The 19,005-nt window shown below is 49.7% G+C and carries 18 protein-coding genes; 5 read left to right on the top strand and 13 right to left on the bottom strand.

What is annotated here, in order from left to right:
• The first annotated feature begins 356 nt into the window (after positions 1-356).
• Genes EKM87_RS10315 through EKM87_RS10305 form a run of 3 tightly spaced genes read left to right on the top strand, consistent with a single transcriptional unit; the run spans position 357 to position 2,616 of the window.
• Positions 357-833 (top strand): PH domain-containing protein, encoded by a 477-nt coding sequence (locus EKM87_RS10315; protein WP_125684471.1) that lies wholly within the window; start codon positions 357-359, stop codon positions 831-833.
• Entirely contained in the window at positions 820-2,250 is a 1,431-nt protein-coding gene (locus tag EKM87_RS10310; protein WP_125684469.1) for a PH domain-containing protein, read from the top strand. The genes EKM87_RS10315 and EKM87_RS10310 overlap by 14 nt, the downstream gene beginning before the upstream one ends.
• A gap of 15 nt (positions 2,251-2,265) precedes the next feature.
• A complete protein-coding gene (locus EKM87_RS10305; protein ID WP_125684467.1) occupies positions 2,266-2,616 on the top strand; it encodes a DUF2200 domain-containing protein in 351 nt (116 codons plus the stop codon).
• Between the two features lie 517 nt (positions 2,617-3,133).
• Here EKM87_RS10305 and EKM87_RS10300 read toward each other — a convergent pair.
• The 4 genes from EKM87_RS10300 to EKM87_RS10285 form a co-directional block, all read right to left on the bottom strand.
• On the bottom strand, positions 3,134-4,069 hold the full coding sequence (locus tag EKM87_RS10300) for an ABC transporter permease (protein WP_125684466.1): 936 nt from the start codon (positions 4,067-4,069) through the stop codon (positions 3,134-3,136).
• Between the two features lie 15 nt (positions 4,070-4,084).
• On the bottom strand, positions 4,085-4,978 hold the full coding sequence (locus tag EKM87_RS10295) for an ATP-binding cassette domain-containing protein (RefSeq protein ID WP_125684464.1): 894 nt from the start codon (positions 4,976-4,978) through the stop codon (positions 4,085-4,087).
• Complete coding sequence (locus tag EKM87_RS10290) at positions 4,975-5,352, bottom strand: GntR family transcriptional regulator (protein ID WP_125684463.1); 378 nt, start codon at positions 5,350-5,352, stop codon at positions 4,975-4,977. The genes EKM87_RS10295 and EKM87_RS10290 overlap by 4 nt, the downstream gene beginning before the upstream one ends.
• Positions 5,353-5,711: 359 nt before the next feature.
• Complete coding sequence (locus tag EKM87_RS10285) at positions 5,712-6,398, bottom strand: DUF975 family protein (protein WP_125684461.1); 687 nt, start codon at positions 6,396-6,398, stop codon at positions 5,712-5,714.
• A 248-nt stretch (positions 6,399-6,646) separates the two neighbouring features.
• On the opposite strand from EKM87_RS10285, the gene EKM87_RS10280 reads away from it, so the two are divergent.
• Entirely contained in the window at positions 6,647-8,368 is a 1,722-nt protein-coding gene (locus EKM87_RS10280; protein WP_125684459.1) for an aryl-sulfate sulfotransferase, read from the top strand.
• Between the two features lie 62 nt (positions 8,369-8,430).
• Here EKM87_RS10280 and EKM87_RS10275 read toward each other — a convergent pair whose 3' ends face one another.
• The 9 genes from EKM87_RS10275 to EKM87_RS10235 all read right to left on the bottom strand — a co-directional run bounded on the left by EKM87_RS10275 (position 8,431) and on the right by EKM87_RS10235 (position 17,618).
• Positions 8,431-9,144, bottom strand: a complete 714-nt coding sequence (locus tag EKM87_RS10275) for a hypothetical protein (protein WP_125684457.1) — start codon at positions 9,142-9,144, stop codon at positions 8,431-8,433.
• A 312-nt stretch (positions 9,145-9,456) separates the two neighbouring features.
• The gene (citG, locus tag EKM87_RS10270; RefSeq protein ID WP_125684455.1) at positions 9,457-10,329 is read right to left on the bottom strand and encodes a triphosphoribosyl-dephospho-CoA synthase CitG; all 873 of its coding nucleotides are present in this window, start codon (positions 10,327-10,329) and stop codon (positions 9,457-9,459) included.
• Positions 10,330-10,337: 8 nt separating this feature from the next.
• The gene (gene citX, locus EKM87_RS10265; RefSeq protein WP_125684453.1) at positions 10,338-10,880 is read right to left on the bottom strand and encodes a citrate lyase holo-[acyl-carrier protein] synthase; all 543 of its coding nucleotides are present in this window, start codon (positions 10,878-10,880) and stop codon (positions 10,338-10,340) included.
• Between the two features lie 761 nt (positions 10,881-11,641).
• Positions 11,642-13,180 (bottom strand): citrate lyase subunit alpha, encoded by a 1,539-nt coding sequence (gene citF, locus EKM87_RS10260; RefSeq protein ID WP_125684451.1) that lies wholly within the window; start codon positions 13,178-13,180, stop codon positions 11,642-11,644.
• Complete coding sequence (gene citE / locus EKM87_RS10255) at positions 13,170-14,084, bottom strand: citrate (pro-3S)-lyase subunit beta (protein WP_125684449.1); 915 nt, start codon at positions 14,082-14,084, stop codon at positions 13,170-13,172. The genes citF and citE overlap by 11 nt, the downstream gene beginning before the upstream one ends.
• Positions 14,084-14,377 carry a citrate lyase acyl carrier protein gene (citD, locus tag EKM87_RS10250; RefSeq protein WP_125684446.1) on the bottom strand — a complete coding sequence of 98 codons (294 nt, stop codon included), beginning with the start codon at positions 14,375-14,377 and terminating at the stop codon, positions 14,084-14,086. Before citD ends, citE begins: the two co-directional genes overlap by 1 nt.
• Complete coding sequence (gene citC / locus EKM87_RS10245; protein ID WP_125684444.1) at positions 14,367-15,425, bottom strand: [citrate (pro-3S)-lyase] ligase; 1,059 nt, start codon at positions 15,423-15,425, stop codon at positions 14,367-14,369. Before citC ends, citD begins: the two co-directional genes overlap by 11 nt.
• A gap of 37 nt (positions 15,426-15,462) precedes the next feature.
• A complete protein-coding gene (locus EKM87_RS10240; RefSeq protein ID WP_125684442.1) occupies positions 15,463-16,434 on the bottom strand; it encodes an AEC family transporter in 972 nt (323 codons plus the stop codon).
• A 32-nt stretch (positions 16,435-16,466) separates the two neighbouring features.
• The gene (locus EKM87_RS10235; RefSeq protein WP_125684440.1) at positions 16,467-17,618 is read right to left on the bottom strand and encodes an NAD(P)-dependent malic enzyme; all 1,152 of its coding nucleotides are present in this window, start codon (positions 17,616-17,618) and stop codon (positions 16,467-16,469) included.
• Between the two features lie 342 nt (positions 17,619-17,960).
• Here EKM87_RS10235 and EKM87_RS10230 point away from each other — a divergent pair, with 342 nt between their 5' ends.
• Entirely contained in the window at positions 17,961-18,923 is a 963-nt protein-coding gene (locus tag EKM87_RS10230; protein ID WP_125684438.1) for a sugar-binding transcriptional regulator, read from the top strand.
• Positions 18,924-19,005: the final 82 nt, after the last annotated feature.

Here is a 19,005-nt window from a genome sequence, read left to right as displayed (position 1 = left end):
TGACACAACCAGGATTGGATATTGGTGTTTAGTCAGACATAGTGAAAAATTGCCGCCTTACCGTTCGTCAATACTATTGCGTAAGTGCAGTCATTCAGGCATGTAAGCTAGCTTAGTTTCCAAGAACCCGTTTAACCGGAGGGGGGCAGAGGTGGCTGGGTGAGACTAATTTTAAGTCTATAACGCCTTATTATTCTTGGTTTGATAACGATTTTCTAATTTTCAACCTTTAGGTTAACAACTAACCCAGCCATGACCCCAGCTACGGTGGTCGGCAAAGCGGTCACTAGGGGTCAACTTGTCAGGGCCACGGTCAGTTGCTACACTGGAAATAACTCAGGAGAGGAGTTTCATCTATGACATCAACGACCCACCATTTACCACCCCGCATCAAGCTGATCTGGGGGCTCAGCGCACTGGGGAGCTGCGCCGCGCTCGTGGTCGTCACCGCGCTACTGTGGTTGACCTACCAGTACTGGGACTGGCCCCTTTGGATCACCATCGTTGGCCTCGTCATCACCATTGCCGAACCACTCATTGAGGCGGGGCTGATTCCGTACCGCTATCGCTTTACGCGCTACCAGATATCAGATTTAGCCGTCGAAATGCAGGCCGGTTTCATCTTTCAAAAACGGGTGGCGATTCCAATCGCCCGCGTGCAAAACGTCACGTTAAAAGCTGGTCCCCTTCTCCAGTGGCAAAAGTTGACGGCCGTTTCGATTGCGACCGCCTCGACCAGCCATAACATTGAAGGACTAGAATTAGCTGAGGCCGAACAACTCCGGGAACAAATCATGCGGCTCGCACAGGAGGCCCGCCATGACAACGCCTAGACGCACCAACATTTTAGGACTGATTCAACACATTGCGACGTCGATCAAAGACTATTGGTACCTCTTCGTTATTTTATTAGCCCAAAACGGCGTCCCCCGCATCATTCTTTGGGGGGGATTTTTCCTAATGCTTTTCGTATTTCTGATTTGGCCAATCCTGAAGTGGGTGACGCTAACTTATGCCGTGACCCCCGATGCCCTCATCATTCACTCCGGGATCTTCGTTCGGCACCACGAACACATCCCCTATGTTCGGATTCAGACCGTCCAACGGAAGCAGTGGTTTTATCTCCAACCATTTCACCTAGAGGAAGTTCAGATTGAAACGGCAAGTCACGAGGAAGGTAAACCAGAAGCCCGTCTTGCCGCCGTTCCTTTAACCGTAGCTCAAGAAATCAATCGATTACGTCAGGCAGCGCCGGTCGGTGACACACCAACCGCGGCCGTCGTCGAAGACGGCCCGGTCAATGCTCCCGCAGCGCACTACCAAATTACCCTGGCCGACCTGATTAAATTTTCACTGACTTCCTTGATTTTCTTGCCATTTTTGCTAGTTTTGCTAGGGCTTTACGATAAACTACCTCATTCTTGGACGAATCTGCTCGTCAACGAAGCCAGTCATCTCGCTATTTTATTCTTAATCGGTAGTCTCATAGTCATTGTCCTGTTAACCTGGCTAGTGGCCTTCGTGGGCACACTTTTGCACTATTATCGCTTCACGCTAACTCGCGACGATGATCAGCTTCACACAGCTAAGGGGCTGCTTCAACGGAATACCATCAGTGCCCCACTGGACCGTATCCAAGCTCTGCGTTTCAAACAAAACCCACTTCGCCGGGGGCTACACCTCCAAACAGTCCAAGTTCTGCTCGCCTCCAAGGCAGCGGCTAAGGATGACGACAACGACCTCACCATCTTACCGGTGATCAACGAACGGGTGGCGCGCGACACGATTCACCCATTTGTCGACTGGCTCCCTACCCAGGCACCCAGTCTGACAGAATTACAGGTCAGCCGGACGTGGTACCAGATTCGTAATGCCGTGTTGATTATCTTGATACCAGCTCTTCTAATTGGGTGGCTCTGGCCAACAATTAGCTGGTGGCTCTTGCCAGTCTGGTTAATCATAGCGGTGGCAACCGGTCGGTTTGCAGCGCGCCACACGGGCGGCAGTCGGCTCCAACCCGATCTACTGGTTCTCCAAACAGGCCACTTTTTTACGCTAGATTGCACCTACGTTCCGTTGCGAAATATTCAGTCGGTTCGTTTATCTCAGTCTATTTGGATGAAGCGAACCCAACTCGCCCACCTGACAATCAACGTCCGCCGGGGCAATGGTAACCAAGCCATTCGCCTCCGCTACCTGCCCCAGCAAAACGCGCAAGCCATTTACGACTGGTACCGTACTCACAGCTAGAAAGGAATCCTGCCAATGACGAAACCCAGAATCTACAGCATGCCCTTCGCCAAGGTCTATCCCCTCTATCAGCAAAAATTAGCCAAAAAAGGGCGGTCCACGGCGGAGCTCGACCAGGTAATCATCTGGCTAACGGGCTACGACCAAGCGACGCTTCAACAACAACTTGCGACAACCGTTAGTGTTCAAGACTTTTTCACCCAGATGCCTCAGCTGAACTCTCAGGCTAGTGAAATCACGGGCAGTATCTGTGGCGTGCGTGTCGAAACCATTGCCGACCCCACCATGCAACACATTCGCTATCTGGATAAACTAGTTGATGAGTTAGCCAAGGGTAAACCGCTGCGGCAGGTTTTACGCGAATAGTAGCAAATAAACCTGAATACGTTGTGAACCACCTAATGCTCGAGTTAGCAGTATCGACGTCACAGTCGAGTGAAATTAAAGCTTATCGCTCAATAGTCCACTATCACATCCGAATTAATTTCCACAACACCCCAATAAACACCAGTTAAAATCTGCGACAACCGTAGTCACGGGTTGGCCGGAGTGGAATCACCACTGGATGTATTTTTAGACTAACCAAGGCCTGAGGGGCTTGGCTAGTCTAAAAATCAAGGATAAAGACCGCTCTATGGCTTTATCCGGTCCCCACAGCAGGTTCCGCTCCGGCCGGCCCGTGACGGCAAACCGATACTCCAGTATTTTAAATTCAAGGGAAAACAAAAACAGGCACCGCAACGAAATTCGTTGCGGTGCCTGTTTATTGTCACAGCTACGTTCCCCACGTAACCGTGCTCCCCTTGGTATCGGCTGCGCTTCCCCAAGCCGCTACGACACCTAAAATCAATTTTAATTCCTACTCTCTAGCCAAAATAAGTCTTTATTGATGTTGACGCCATTGGTGCCAAGCTTCACCGATTCGTGGCCGCCAGAGCCAAATATACCCGAAGACGACGGTCACGACAAAGGTGATTAAAACAGTGTTGAAGTCCGCTTGGTTAAAGAGACTTAACCCCGTTACGTAGACCACGAACACTATGTACACCGGCAGCTTCAGCCCTGGGAACAAAAGGTACTCCCCATTATGTTCCAAGGACAACCGGTTGTAGAGGTACGCCCCCCAGATAACCAACACGATGGCAAAAACCAAGAGCGTCAAGATGATTGTCCAATCGCGTTGTGAACCGTTCAAGTGAAACGGACCTCCGTGTAACATATTATCATAGATTGTGTCTAATCCAGCTAAAGAAATTGTAAAGCCGAGCAAAGTCAGAATCATCGTTCCCGTTTGCCCCATGATCAAAGCGGCAAACCAACCGATAGAGAAGAGGCCAAAGGACATCATCAGCCCATAGGCCCAGGAAGTGAGTAATCCTGGCCAAGCCAGCTGAAAGCCCATCCCTGCCGGTGCTGCCACCCAGTAAGTCAGGTACTGCAACCCAGTCACCACAATGACGATACCTACCAGCACGGCCAAAACAATCCGTAACTTGGCCCAGTAGACCTGTTTGCGAGAAAAGCCACTACTAAACAAGAACTGATTGAAGTTATCCTTCAAGTCCTGATTCATGAAGGCGGCCCCGATACCTAAAAACATAAAGTGGAAAAATGTGCTATAGGCTACAAACTGGTCATCCGAATAGACCTGCCAACGGCGAATGCTAACATCCACGATTTGAGTCGTATCCACGTACCTTAAACCTGAAATAGTGGCAAACGTCATGGAAACACAGATCAAGACCGCTAACACGGCCATCGTCGCAAATAATTTCCGGTGACGGCGCCAAATGAGTCGATCTAATTGAGTCGTTAACATATGAATCCGTCCCCCCTACTTAATTAATTGGTAACCCGTATCATGTGCTAGGTTAGCACGGAACAGGTCCTCTAACGTCAACGGTAATTCTTCAAACAAGACGGGATGCAGTGCCCGCAATTCTTGGTCGATCTCTGGTGTATAGTCCGTGATTACCACGACTAAAACGCGACCAGAGGCCCGAATCACTTGACTGTGTGCCTTCAGCACTGCAGGAATCTCCTTGCCATTAAAGACTAATTGGAGCTTCTTAGCCTTCGACCGAACGTCCTCCAAATTATAATCATGGAGTAACTTGGCATCCTTTAACAACAGTACCCGGTCGCTAAGCCCATCCAGCTCGTTGAGGTCGTGGGACGAAATCAAGAAACCCTTCTCTTGATCGGCCACTTCATCAATAATCATGGTAGCGATGTTTTCACGCACGATAACGTCCAGCCCATCAAACGGTTCATCCAAAATGATATAGGTGGCGTTCGACGACAGGGCCAGAATCATGTTGACCAGGGCACGCATCCCCTTAGACAAACGCCGATACTGGCTGTTGCGGTTGAGCTTAAAGTCAGCCAATAGCTGCATGTAGCGCTCCTGATCAAACTTGCCATACACCAGTTTGAAAAAGTCTGGTAACTCCCATAACCGGTAGTTGTTTAAAAAGTTGTATTGCGTGTCCAGAAAGAAGAGGCGTTGTTGCAACGCTGGTTTGGCAAGCGTGCTCGTTCCATCGACTAGAACTTCGCCACCGTTAGCCACGTAATGATTCATCATCGTTCGAAAAAGCGTGGTCTTCCCCACACCATTCCGACCAACCAGCCCGATAATTTCACCAGGCGCCCACTCAAAGCTAATGTCTTCAATGATTGGTCGCTTATCAATTTGTTTGCTTAATTGCTTTACTTGTAAGGTCACTGGTTCTTTTCCCCCTCGTATGCTGCCTTGATCCAAGTCACCACTTCTTCAAGTGGGACACCCAGGTAACGGATTTCCGTCAGTAGGGTCAGCAGTTGTTTTTTCGTTGCCACCACCTGGGCACTATCCCCCGGTTGTTCAGTAGTTTCGCGGACATAGGTTCCTTTACCGTGGACGGTGGTGATGACCTGCTGAGACTCCAATTGCTTATAGGCTTTGCTGACCGTATTCGGATTCAGCTGTTCTTGCCGCGCCATGTCACGGACAGACGGTAGCCGATCCCCCGGCTGCAGAATGCCTTGGACAATCTGTTGTTTGACGCGTAAGACGAGCTGCTCGTAGTACGGCAAACCCGATTGATCCTTCATTTGCATAATTTCACCCCTTGGTGTCTGGCGATGTGTCCTACGTGTACTATTATACCTAGTACACTCGTTTTGACAAGGAGTATTTAACACCATCGGTAGATTTAGGCACTTACCAGTGCCACCGGACACCCGTTAACGACCAACTTTCAAGGGACCACTCAGCTAATCTCCGCCACTTCATCAGAAAGCGGTTCATTTGCCACCCTTCCTGGCACGACCGGCTGCGTATTTCCCACCAGATTAAGTCAACTTTCAACCAGCCTTGGCTTGATAGACCAATTCTGCAAATAAATTTGGTTATCCTCCAAGAAGTTCCTTAGAGATAGAAAAAGACGCCAACTAGTGGCGTCTCAGATTATTTAGGCTTACGGTCTAAACCCAGCCGCAGATTCCTGTTCCTTCTGCTTCAGTAAAAGTTGGTTGTAGAACTTAGCCTGCGTTTGCCAGAAGTATGGCAGAACAAACAGGTTGGCCAACCCATACGTAATAGCACCGACAAAGAACCACAGCAGAAAACTCAGCATCATCAGAAACATGAAGCCTTTTTCCCCGTTCATCAACTCCCGTGAGCGGGTAATCGCGTCAATCAAGCGAATATCTTCACCGCGATCAACGGCATCCCGGTAAATATAGAACGCCTGCGAGTACGAAATAGCTTTGATGATTCCCGGCACAATCAATAGCAATGACCAGAGCACGACCAGAATTGTACTGATGATGCTGATGCCAATCCAGCCCCAGAAATACTTAGTTTTATCAAATAGCGCAAACGACCGTTCAACGGGCTTGTCGAAATCAGCCTTGCCCCGGTCAATATCGATCATGGTGATACTTACCCCGGCGTTCAGCATACCCGCTGCCAGGTAGAGCACGGTGCCCATCAATTCGTCTCGCATTGACGGTTCCACATCCAACGAGTAAGTCTTTGTTACCCAGTCACCCAAGATGAATAGGGCCACCATTAAAATTCCGTTTAATAGATAAAAACTACGGTGGTCAGCAATTAATTTTCGAGCACCAGCTTTAAATCTTTTGCGATCTTCTGAATCCATAACGTCCTCCTCCAGTGATGACTAAATTCATTTCCCCAATTAATTTACCCATCATGCTTTAATTAGTTTACACTTCTTACTGCATACTGCCAACTGAAAATCCCCTCACGCACATCCCCCATAGTGACGCACCCACACTGACTTTTCCCGGCCTAAGCCGGTTGTCATTCAAAAATATAATTGCTAAAATGACAGGAGTAAGTTAAAGGGTCCTAGTGTTAATCATTTGAAGGAGTTTGTTACATATTATGAAAAAATTTTGGAAAATCAGCTTGGGCGTCATTCTGGCCCTGATTATTGTCGGTGGCGCAACGGCCTACCACGAACGCCACAACGTTCGGCGCCTTCTACTGGTCCACCAGCATTACCACCGCAAGAATATCCTCTCGGAGAACCAGATCAAGCTCAATCTCCGACCAGCACTTTCCACGAAACACACCACGGCCACCAACCGACTCAGCGCGACCTACAAGTCCCAACTCAACGACTTAAAGCCTGGGTCCGCCAACGCTAAGGTCATCGTCAATCCTTATAAAACTTCACCGCTGAGTGGTCTGATTCTCGTGAAGACACAGGCGGCCACTAAAGTTAAAGTAACCGTCCACGGCGACACCCCGGCAACGACCATCACCAAGCACCTCAAGGGCTATCACACCACTCATTCAGTCGGCGTCTTGGGGCTCTATGCCAACCGGACTAACCGGGTGACGCTTCAGTTTACAAAAGAAAACGGCGACCAATCCTACACCACCTACACCATGACCACTCACGGCACGCCTAAGGATATTGGCAAGAACACGCTCAAAACCAGCAAGCCCCAAAAAATGGCCTTGGGCAAAGGCAATCAACGCCTGACCTTTGCCGTCAGCAGTCAGGGCACCACTTACGGGCTGGACGCCAACGGACAAGTCCGTTGGTACAGCACCGCACCGATTTCACACGTTTTTAAACGTCTCAGCAACAACCACCTGCTGATTCTGACTAAAATCTCAGCCAGTGAACACAAGTACAATGCCCTGCGGGAAACGGACTTCTACGGTCGGGTCTACCGCCAGTATAATTTTAGTGGCCTTTTTCCGACCCGGAAGGACCACTCGAAGTTGGCCACGAACACGGTCATTCACCACGACGCTATCGAACTGCCGAACCATAACCTGCTTTTGACGGTGGACGACGGGAGTAGCAAGTACGTCGAGGACACGATGGTTGAAATCGACTACAAGACGGCGAAAATCGTCAAGGTCATTGACCTGAAACGCTTGCTGCCCAAGTCAGCCTATACGCAATACGACGGCACTCACCGGCCAGATGGCAAAATCGACTGGTTCCATCAGAACTCCATGGTTTATGATCAAAAACACGACGAGCTCATCGTGTCCGGCCGTAACCAGGATATGATTTTTGCCATCAACTACCAGACGACCAAGTTGAAGTGGATTCTCGCTGCGCCGGACAAGTTGCCGAAAAGCTATCACCATTATCTTTTGCAGCCAAAGTCCCAGCACTATCGCTACAACGGTGGGCAACATGCCGTCAACCTCATCCACACCGCTACGCACCAGGGAAACACGCTGGCGCTTGAATTCTACGACAATAACGTGCCCGTCACGCGTGGCAAAACCAAGCAATCCAAACAGTGGTCAGCCGGCGAAATCGTTTCGATCAACCAACTCCACCGTACGGTCCACAAGACCTGGAGCTTCGGGAAGTCCCTGGGTAAGCGTAACTTCACCAACATCGTTGGGAGTAGCTACGCCGTTGGTAAGGGAAATACCTTGATTGGTTTCGGCTATGCTAGCAAAGGGAAACGCAGTGAATTCGTCGAGGTCAACCGTAAGACGAATCAAATCGTCTATGACGTTGACCGAACCGGCTTCAATCACGGTGATTGGTCATACCGGGCGCAACGCATGAGTCTCTACCCCGGAACTGGTACCGTTGGGCTAAATGAAGTTGCACCAACTGATTAAAAATAGGCTTTGCGCCAGTCACCCTGTTGTGGGGTTGCTGGTGCAAAGCCTATTTTTGTGGTTTATTCAACACTGGCTAGACTCTTATCAAATTGCCGTTTAGCTTGCAAATATAGCCGCATGTCCGCCTTAGAATCATGCCGGTGTTTGGCAAGCGTCGCCAACGCCCGTTTAGCAGTCCGGTAGGCTTGCGCCGTGTCGTTCGGTAGCACGTACAGAACCTGTCCCTTCTTCTGAGCTTGCTGTAGACGTTTATGTAAGGGTTGCTTCCCCAGCAGCTTGCGCGTGACTAACGCCGCGTTCCCCGCAGCTTCTAAATGGGAGTCCAGCAACGTCTGCCGATCAGCGTGACCGTAGTAATTGTACCGATTACTATCAGCTAACACGCCAACCGTCCCTTGAGCGGTCGTCGTTGGCGTCACCATGTCGCCATAATCCGCAGCCGTCCAACCCGTGGTCTTATGATAAACCTGCTTTTTCCCCTGCTTAATCGTGAACTCAACGCCGAGCCATTTCACACCCTTGGGCCGGCCGATGACATACGTAAAGTGCCAGTTAGACCGCTTTTGGGTGAGTATCAATCCCACCTGGCCTTGCTTGCTAACCTTAAGCCCCGCAAAGTGGTAACCCAACTGCGCCGTGGTCGTCGTCAACCGCGCGCTATCGGTGACATCGATGATGGGCTTGCTCTTCGCCCGTGCCTGAGTCGTTCCCAGAATCCCCGCAGCAAGCACGGCGGCCATCAAAACAACTACTCGTAAACATTTAAACCGCATTTTACAATCTCCCCTAAAACAAATATTCGATTAACAATCTATTCTCATTAACCAATAATTATATAATCCACTTTTCCCGAAACCTTGTCAATCCGAACTAAACTACGAAATGACGCGTCATACTGTCGTTCGGCTCACCTATTGTACTAGTCCAACAACCTCCCAGATACTCCCAAAATTAGCAAAAAGAGGCAGGACCAACGTCCCACCCCTTCACTAACTCTAAATTTTCGCTGAAGCGTGTGCCAGTTGGCAGCTCTAATTCATCCTAAACAGCAACGCTCACTAAGTCGCCCGCTGACCCAATCTCGTTTAAAAGTTAAAACTATCATTGGTCAGGACGCCTTCGCGGAGGCCCAAAAAGATGGTTAAAATCAGCAGATCGGCCGACCCACCTAAGCTCAGGTTACGGTCGTCAAAAACGCGGTTCAGTTCCAGCAATTTTTCCCACCCCGTCGGCGTCTTACTGCCGCCAGCGGCCAGGTAAGCATTGGCCTGTTCGTGGGCCCACGCCACCACGTGCTCGTCGCCACCGGAGCGTTTGACCAGGTTGGTATCCACACTATTGGCCACGATTGCCATCAGAGTATCCAGCAACCGTTGATTGGCGGTTCCCGAACTCTGCCGCAGTGCTGGTAAGGCGTGACCAAAGACTGTCGGATAACCCTGTTCGGCTTCCCCCCGAATGCCCGTGATGCCATAACGCAGATACAGCCGTTCTCCGGCCGTTAGGTCTGCTTCCGGCTTGTCACCCACGTGAGCAAAATCATTGGTCGTAAGGCCCTTGAGCATGCCTTTAATGGTCGTTTCCAGGTCCAGGCCTAGCCGTTCACTGTATGCGCTGGCCGCTACTAAAATTCCAAGGGAAAAGACGGCGCCCTTATGGGTGTTTACCCCGTTGGTCGCCTGAAACATGGCGCGTTCCGCCGTGATTCCAATTGGCCGTAACTGGGCAAATAATGCCGGTAGATTGGCGCCAGTAAACGCTGTTCCAGCCGCCGCACACTGCTCAAAGTAGGTCCGCAGGCTCAGTGCGCTGTCGATGAACGTGAAGACCGTCATGTCCGGATGCGGTCCCTGTGAAGCGGGATCGACTAAGCCAGGCTTAGGCGTCACGCTCACTTCAAAGAGCAGGGCGCGCAGGGCATCGTTCGCAATGGTGGTTGACTGGTTCGTGGTTTCCATGACTTCTCCTACTTTCTAATGGTCGCTTGGTAGACCTGATCAATGTGAGCCTGCAACTCCGCCACGGAATGACGCCGTGACCGAGCACACTCTTTAGCGGGGCGGTTGCAAATAAAACACCGACGAACGGTGGAACCTAATTCGGTCCGTGACAAGGAGGCGCCACTCCCCGCCATCAACACATCCACGTCAAAGATGCGGCCTAGGTCGTCCTCATCTTCAAACGCCACGGCAACCTGTTTGACGGCTTGGGCCGTCATCGGCGTCATCCAAAATAACTCGTTACCCGCAGCAGTATGCCATTGGTTCAACTCGGTTGTCGTAATACCAGCCTGCTTAAAGGCCGCCGCTAGCCGGTCGATTCCCACCACAAACAGGTCCTGAATTCCCTGATTGTTCTTGATGGGTCCAGGAATGTTGAGTTTCACCGCGACCAGCGTCTCTGCCGGATACTTAGCGAGGGCTTCCTGCTGAAAGGCCACTCGCCGGTCTTTGTTGGCTAGGACGTCGGCAATGGTCAGGTCCTGCCCCTTATCAAACAACGTGGACATGTTGATTCCTCCTTAGGTTTTGTTATGGTTCTTAGTTTTAAAATTTTAAAATAGTCGATGCCACCTTCGGGTGGCCGGGATGGGGGCTGCTGTGGGGACCGCCTGCGGCCTGAGGTGCGGTCCTCCGGCTCGGTTTGAAACCACGCTAAACCCGCGCGTTTCCAAACACGTCCCGTGCTGTAAGCTCGGGAATCCCCCCCCGAGCAACACCACCGACACAGCAGCCCCCATCCCAACCACCCTGCGGTTACACTAGTTGTTAACGAATAACCGTCCATGAACGCGAGAACCAACATCGTTCAATCAGCATTCTGGACGTTAAAGCACTGACAATCACCGAGATAGTTAGAAACTAATCATCACTAGACCAGTAGCAATTGTGGTTTCCGTCATAATGCCTTGTAGATAACGGCACAGCTATTGAACAAGTATCAACCAAGCAATTTGGTTAATAACAATCAACCAGCTAATTTACCATCATTCCAGCCGTGAGGTCACAAAATATGGGCTCAGGCGCCTCGTTGTTCTTATCCCCGGTGATTTCCCGGGGGTTAGAACAAGACCAAGCTTTAAGACTCGTGTTCTTCGAGGCTTAAAGTTGTGTCGGCACCGTTCCAGCCCATATTTTGTGACCGGTAAGGCGACACATCAACGACAAAATCCAGTCTTTGACTCTAACCAGATTAGCACTTGTGAATAAGTAAGGCCACCCAAACCTGATTGAGTGGCCTCACATTTATTGAGCTGTCGTAGGAAAAAGCTTAGTCCTTAACTTGCTTGATGGAATCAATCACAGTCCCGTCACGGTATTCGATCAAAGCAACCGTCCGGTCAGTGTATTCCAATGGCTTTGGCGTACCAACACGCTTTTCAGCCATCTTTTGTAGGTCTTCAATCTTGTAGACTGGTAACCCAGGAATGTTGCTCAAAACGGCCAATAAGTCTGTCCGCTTAGGGTTGATAGCAATCCCATATTCAGTAACTAAGACGTCAACTGAATCACCAGGTGTAACCACCGTGGTAACGTCAGGAACGACCGTAGCGATCCGGCCCCGAACCAGTGGTGCGGAGATGATCGTCAATTTACCAGTAGCGGCATCTTGGTGACCACCAATGGCCCCACGGATCACACCGTCAGAACCAGTCATGACGTTAACGTTGAACTTGGTGTCAATTTCCAAGGCACTCAAGATAACGACGTCTAATTGGTCAACCATGGCACCCTTGTTGTCAGGGTCAGCGTACCAAGAAGCATCGATTTCTTGTTGGTCGCCGTTGGTGTGCATAGAGTCCGCAGCACCCTTGTCAAAGTCTTGAACGTCCATAACCTTCTTGACCAAGCCTTCATTTAACAGGTCGGTCGTTGGCTTCGTAATCCCACCCAAGGCAAAGGATGCCTTGATTTGGTTGTCGATCATTGCCTGACGCAGGTAACGCGTAACGGCTAATGCGGCACCACCAGAACCAGTCTGGAAGGAGAAGCCATCTTTGAAGTATGGTGAATGGGTGATGACGTCGTTAACCATGGAAGCAATCTTTAATTCCTTAGGATCCTTGGTGAAACGCGTAGCACCGGAACCAATCTTGTCGGGGTCCCCTACCTTGTCGACCTTGATGACGTAGTCAACTTGCGTTTGCTTGATAGAAGCTGGCGTGTTGGGGTAATCCACGATGTTATCAGTCAGTAAGACAACTTTGTCAGCGTATTGGGCGTCCATTAAGGCGTAACCCAATGACCCAAAGACAGCGTCACCCTTCATCCCGTTGGCGTTCCCTAAACGGTCAGCACTTGGGACACCTAAGAAGGCCACGTCAATCTTAATGTCACCGTGTTCGATGGACCGGGCCCGGTTTCCGTGAGAACGGAAGATAACTGGGTTCTTCAAACCACCGTGAGAAACGAAGTCCCCAAGGGAACCACGCATCCCAGAACTAGTGATGTTGGTGATGGTCCCAGCCTTGATGGCTTCAATGACCATGTCGTTCATAACACCAGTCAATGAAGAAGGTGCCAAGGTTAAGTTCTTGATGCCGGCGTCAATGATGACCCGCATAACCTTGTTGAAGACGTAGTCCCCGTTACGGAAGTGGTGATGGAAGGAGATGGTCATGCCATCTTCAAGCGTTTCATCAACAACCTTCTTGATGGAGTCGACGATCTTGTCGTCCCCAGTTGAAACGTGAACTTTAGGCGCAACCCGTTGGATTTCGGGGTTACCAATTTCAGTCGTTTCAAATGGCTGGTAGTTTAATTGCTTCATCAAATCATCTGGTAATTCGCGATTTACTTTACTTTTCAAGATAATTACCCTCCTCATCAACTAAGTTGGAAGCCTTGGCCAAGCTCATGACCCGTTGTGCCCGGAGTACAACTGGGCGGTCAACCATTTGACCGTTCATGGAGATAACACCGGAACCCTTTAATTTAGCTTCTTGAATAGCGTTGATTACGTTCTTAGCATTCTTAATTTCAGCGGCCTTTGGTTCGTAAACCTTGTTGACCATAGGGATTTGACGTGGGTTAACCAGGGACTTCCCGTCGAAACCAAGTTGGTGAATGTATTCAGTTTCACGGTAGAAGCCTTCCGTATCGTCCATGTTCGTGAAGACCGTATCGAAGGCGGCCACACCAGCAGCACGGGCGGCGTGCAAGACCATGTTCCGGGCAAATTCAAGTTCCTTGCCGTCTGGGTAACGGTGGGTCTTCATGTCGGTCGTGTAGTCTTCGGCAGAAAGCGCGATCCCAATCATTCGGTCGGAAGCAGCGGCGATATCGGCAGCACGGAGAACACCCTTGGCACTTTCGATAGCGGCCATCAAGTGCGTAGAACCAGCTTCACGGCCGAATTGCTTTTCAGCAGCGGCAATGTCTTGGTCCAACTTTTCAACCATTTCTGGAGATTCAGCCTTAGGCAAACGAATAACATCGATGCCAGCCTTAACCATTGCCTTCACGTCGTTATCGTAGAATGGCGTATCTTGGCCGTTGACCCGGACAACCATTTCAGCGTTGCCGTAGTCTTGCGTTTGCAAAGCTTCGTAGACCAATACCCGAGCGGCATCCTTTTCTGGCAAAGAAACGGAGTCTTCCAGGTCAAACATAATTGAGTCGGCACCGTAGATCCCGGCATCCTTGACCATCGCTGGGTTATTCCCTGGCACGAACATCATGGTTCGGCGTAAACGTTCTTCATTTTCAGCCATTAGAGTACCTCCCATTCTGGTGTGTCCGTCGTTTCAGCAGCGCGTTGAATTGCGGCAATCGTCCGGGCCTTGATGACACAGTCCAAGGCACCCTTGTCGACAGCTTTGACCTTAGCATCCTTGACGTCTAGTTTAGCTAACGTGTCTTTGATTACTGATTCGATTTGATCCCCAAATACTTTTTTAACATCCGATTGCAGGTCGATGCTGATTCCGTTGTCGGCCTTAGAAATCGTTAACTGAATGTCGGAGGATTCAAGGGTTCCGGCAATCGCAGTCTTTTTAATTTCCATGAATAGTCATTCCTTTCTGAATTCTGGCTTGTAAGGTTGTTAGATGTTTTTGGATAAATTGATAGGTTGTGGCGGGCAAAAAGTCCTGAACCGTCGCAATCTCATTCTGAGCAATCGCCTCGCGAACCTGGGTGGCCGTGATGACTTGGCCACTGGCTTGTTTACGATCAACCACGTGCACGGTAATGGCTGGCGCCAATTCCTTCTGCAGGACCTGATTGTAGATCCCCGTCGTTCGGGAAAATGGTTCGCTCCCTAGGTACCGTTGCGTGATGTTCAATCCTGGAGCGATGGCATTCTTAAAAATCCGCGCGTCCAGGGTCGTTTGATACGTGATGGCTTCATCCGGTGTGGGTAAAAAGTACGCCGGAAACGTGACGTAGCTGACCATGTACTGGCCACCATTGACCACGACCACGTTGTTCAAGTCGGCCGTCCCAGCCTGAACCAGGGCTAACCGTTCCGTCGTGCTGAATAGGGAAACGTCGTCGCTAACAACGAAGACGTAGACCAAGTCGTTTGCCGCGGCCGCCTGTTCAACCAGGTAGCGGTGACCCAGAGTGAACGGATTGGCGTTCATGACAATGCTGGCCACCTGTAAGTCTACTTGGTTGGGCTGTTGCGGAATCCGGTGCACGTAGTCCTTGACGTCGGTGTCCCCCGTTTCCAGGATGGCGCCTAAGTCCGTATGGGCTAGCTCGTTGAAGCCAATGTGTTGAAAACTCTGAGAGTACTTTAGTTTGGTGAAGACGAACACATGAAAGATGTCATTTTGCGCCAACAGGTTCATCAGAGACGAGATAATCGTGTTGAAATGGCTTCCGTGAACGGAAAACTTGTTGCAGACCCCCACGTACTTGAGGACGTTACCAGCAACTGAGCCGGTCGCCACCAAGCTACCGGCATCATTATACATGCCGAGTGTGCTATCGATCTGTGCGAGTTCATTTTCTTGGAAGTTACTGATGCCTAAGGATTCCAGGAACTCTTTCCATTCGCGAAAGACCTCACGATCCTTAAGATTCAGCAGTTGCACATCGTTATTAATGAGTCGTCACCACTTTCTACGCCATCAGAGACAGCAATTACATATTTTGAATAACCATGATGATTGGCACCACCACGATGAACAAGACTGAGGTTGAAACCACGATGTTCGTGGCAAACTTCACGTCACCATGGTACGTGTTAGCCAAGATTGGCAGAACGGCCAATGAAGGCGTAGCAGCTTGGATGATCAACGTTTGTTGGAACACGTCGTTGATGTGAACACCCACGTGAAGACCAGCAAAGATGATAATAGCCATAATGATTGGTGAAATTACGAACCGACCCAGTAAGGTCCAGATAACGTTGCCGTCGAAACGCATGTTTAAGATACCAAAGCTCTTTAACATAATCCCAATGTAGATCAAGGATAATGGCGTTACCAACGCACCGATATCAGATAAAGCAGTCGTGGCAAACGTAATCTTCATCAAACCACTTTGCCAACCTGGAATGTAGATAACAGGCAGGGCAATGATGAACCCCCAGAGTGGCGTAGGAATCAAGTGATGCCAATCAAAGCTGGCCTTGCTGCCATCGTTGGTTGGGTCGTCACCGGCAATGACCCAAACCCCTAAGGTCCAGATAATAACCGTGTTGACAATGTAATAAGTCAGTAAGTAAGGAACGGATACTTCACCGAACAAAGCAACGTTCAGTGGCATCCCGATGAAGACGGTGTTGGCACCGTTAATGGCCGTCATCATCAGACCACGCCGGCCGCGGGCCACGTGGAACATCCGAACAGCCACCCAAGCGACGATATAGCCAATCAGGATGGACATGATGGTGTAGACGACCCCGGTTGACAAGTTGGCCAACTCAGAGGGCTTAAAGAACTTCATCATTGCCATGAAGATTGAAGCAGGCAATGAAATCTTCATGATCAATTTAGATAAGGAACCGGAAAACTTTTCGTCGAACCAACCTTTTGATTGACCGTAGTAACCAACGGCAATCATCAAAACAATGGCTAAAACACTTTGGATAGAGGTTAAGAATACATTCATGAGTCGTAACTTCCTTTACTATATAGGAGTATTTATTTTTGTGACGCGATGATAGCTTTCGTAACCGTCTCAACGACACCTTCATCGAAGACGCCAGGAACGATTTTATCAGCCGTTGGAGTCGCCATCGTCTGAGCCAAAGCTTCAGCAACGATCTTTTCAACATCCATGTTGACCGTCTTCAAGCCGCTTTGGAGCAAGCCCTTGAACAGACCAGGGAAGACCAGGATGTTGTTCACTTGGTTAGGATATTGACCTGAACCAGTTGCAACCACACCTGCACCAGCTTCGTGGGCAATGGCGGGGTCAATTTCTGGCTTAGGGTTGGCCAAGGCGAAGATGATTGGCTTAGCAGCCATCCGCTTAACTTGGTCACCAGATAAGAGGTCGGCATCGGATAATCCGATGAAGGCATCCTGTCCGTCAATAACGTCATCCAAGGTCGTGCCCTGAACATCGTTACCAACTTGCTTAGCAAAGGCCGTTTGGTAACGGTTGTCCTTGGTTGAATCAGGCTTAACGACCCCGTTGATATCAACTAAGGTCAGGTTGTGGATCCCCACACCGTAGAGTAACTTGGCAGTGGCCAAACCTGAGGCGCCGACACCGTTCAAGACGATCTTTAAGTCCTTCAACTCTTTGCCAACCACTTTAGCAGCGTTGATCAAGCCGGCCAAAACAACGATGGCGGTTCCCTCTTGATCATCGTGGTAAACGGGAATGTCTAAGACTTGCTTCAATTCATCTTCGATTTCGAAACACCGGGGTGCGGCGATATCTTCCAAGTGAATCCCAGCAAATGACAGGGACAAGTTCTTCAACGTGCTAACGAAGTCCTTAACGGGTACTTGGTTAACGGCCAATGGTAAGGCGTTGACGCCGGCTAAGTCCTTGTATAACAATGACTTTCCTTCAACGACGGGTAACCCACCGGCAGGACCAATGTCACCCAGACCCAAGACAGCGGAACCATCGGTCACAACCGCAACCAACTTCCCACTCAACGTCATCTTGTCTTTAAGACTAGGATCGGCTTCAATGGCCTTTGAAATGGTTGCAACACCGGGCGTGTAGGCTTTGCCTAAGTCGCTCTTGTTATTGACAGCCATTTCGGCTTCCATCCCAAGAACACCCGTATGTTCTTCATGCAAGGCAACAATTTCATCTTTATCCAATGCATTCATTCCTTTCGCGTATGTAAACAAATAGTTTGTGAATACTTTATCTTATTAGCTAACAAAAGCTATCTTACACGCATTTTTTAAATATTGCAAATTTAATTGATATTTTTTAAATTTTAAAAGTTTATCTTTGGATAATTCACAATTAGTATCATATTTTTGGTAAAATTAAAAGAGTTAACCTAGCCCACATCGTTTTAGCTTGCACCCGGAGTCGCGAGGTACCGCCATGTGGGTTCGCGCAACACCACACAAGCTTGGCATCTCCAACGGTACTAACCGCCGATTGCCGGCTGAACATGGTATACTAACAATAGAAGATTTACCCAGCGGAGGACCCTAATTATGGACAAGAACATGACCCACGAGGAGTTACTCGTTCAAGTGTCGCAGGACTATTACTATAGTAATCTGGCCGTTTCAGAACTCTCTCGTAAATACAACTTAAGCCGCTATCTTGTGACCAAATACCTGGAAGAGGCCCTGCAATCAGGAATCGTGACCATTCACGTGAATTCCCCAGTGGCCCGTAATTTTCAATTGGAAACAGAATTCAAGAAAATGTTTGATATTCCCCACATTGCCATTCTCAAGGGCGATGGCAGTTCCGACGCCAACGCCAACAATATCGTGGCGTACTCTGCCAAACGGATTCAGTTGTTGATTGCTGAAAGCCACGTGGTCGGCCTGACCTGGGGGAGCACCGTGCACAGCATCATCGACCATTTCAATTCCGAACTGGTCGATGGCCTGGTCTTCACTCAGTTTGTGGGTGAAAATATGAAATACAACTCGCGGACCGGCTCGACCCGGATGGTGGAACACGCCGCCTCCCGGTTCGACGCCAACTACCACGTCCTGCCAGCACCGCTGTACGTGGTAAATCAGACGGTTCACGACCTCTTGCCACAGGAACCCGCCCTCCAACAGACCATGACGCTGGCCTCACGGATGGACCTCCTCTTCTGTGGTATCGGAACAATTGCGTCGATCGATTCAATTCCCACTTGGAATACGAATAAATCAGAACTTTTTCCTGGCGTTGACCCCAGCCAAATTGCCGGCATGCTGTTCGGTCGACCATACGACATTCAAGGAAACTTCTTGATTCCTGAGCGTGACACCGTCATGGGTATTTCGCTCGACAAAGTTCTGGCGACCCCCCGTCGGTTTGGGGCCATCAAGAGCAAGTTTAAGACGCACGCGGCACTTGGCGCCTTACGGGGTAAGTTGTTGACCGATCTGGTCATCGATGAAGGAATCGCCCAGCGAATCCTAACCGCTAACAAAGACTTAAATGAAGACTAATGTAGGACGAATTGTCAAATCAAGTGTAACTTTGTCCCAAAGAAAACTTCAGATGGACTCTTCCAGCCTAAAATCTTGCGTG

Source organism: Levilactobacillus yonginensis (assembly GCF_003946265.1).
GTDB classification, from domain to species: domain Bacteria; phylum Bacillota; class Bacilli; order Lactobacillales; family Lactobacillaceae; genus Levilactobacillus; species Levilactobacillus yonginensis.
This window is presented reverse-complemented; position numbering and strand designations above follow the sequence as displayed.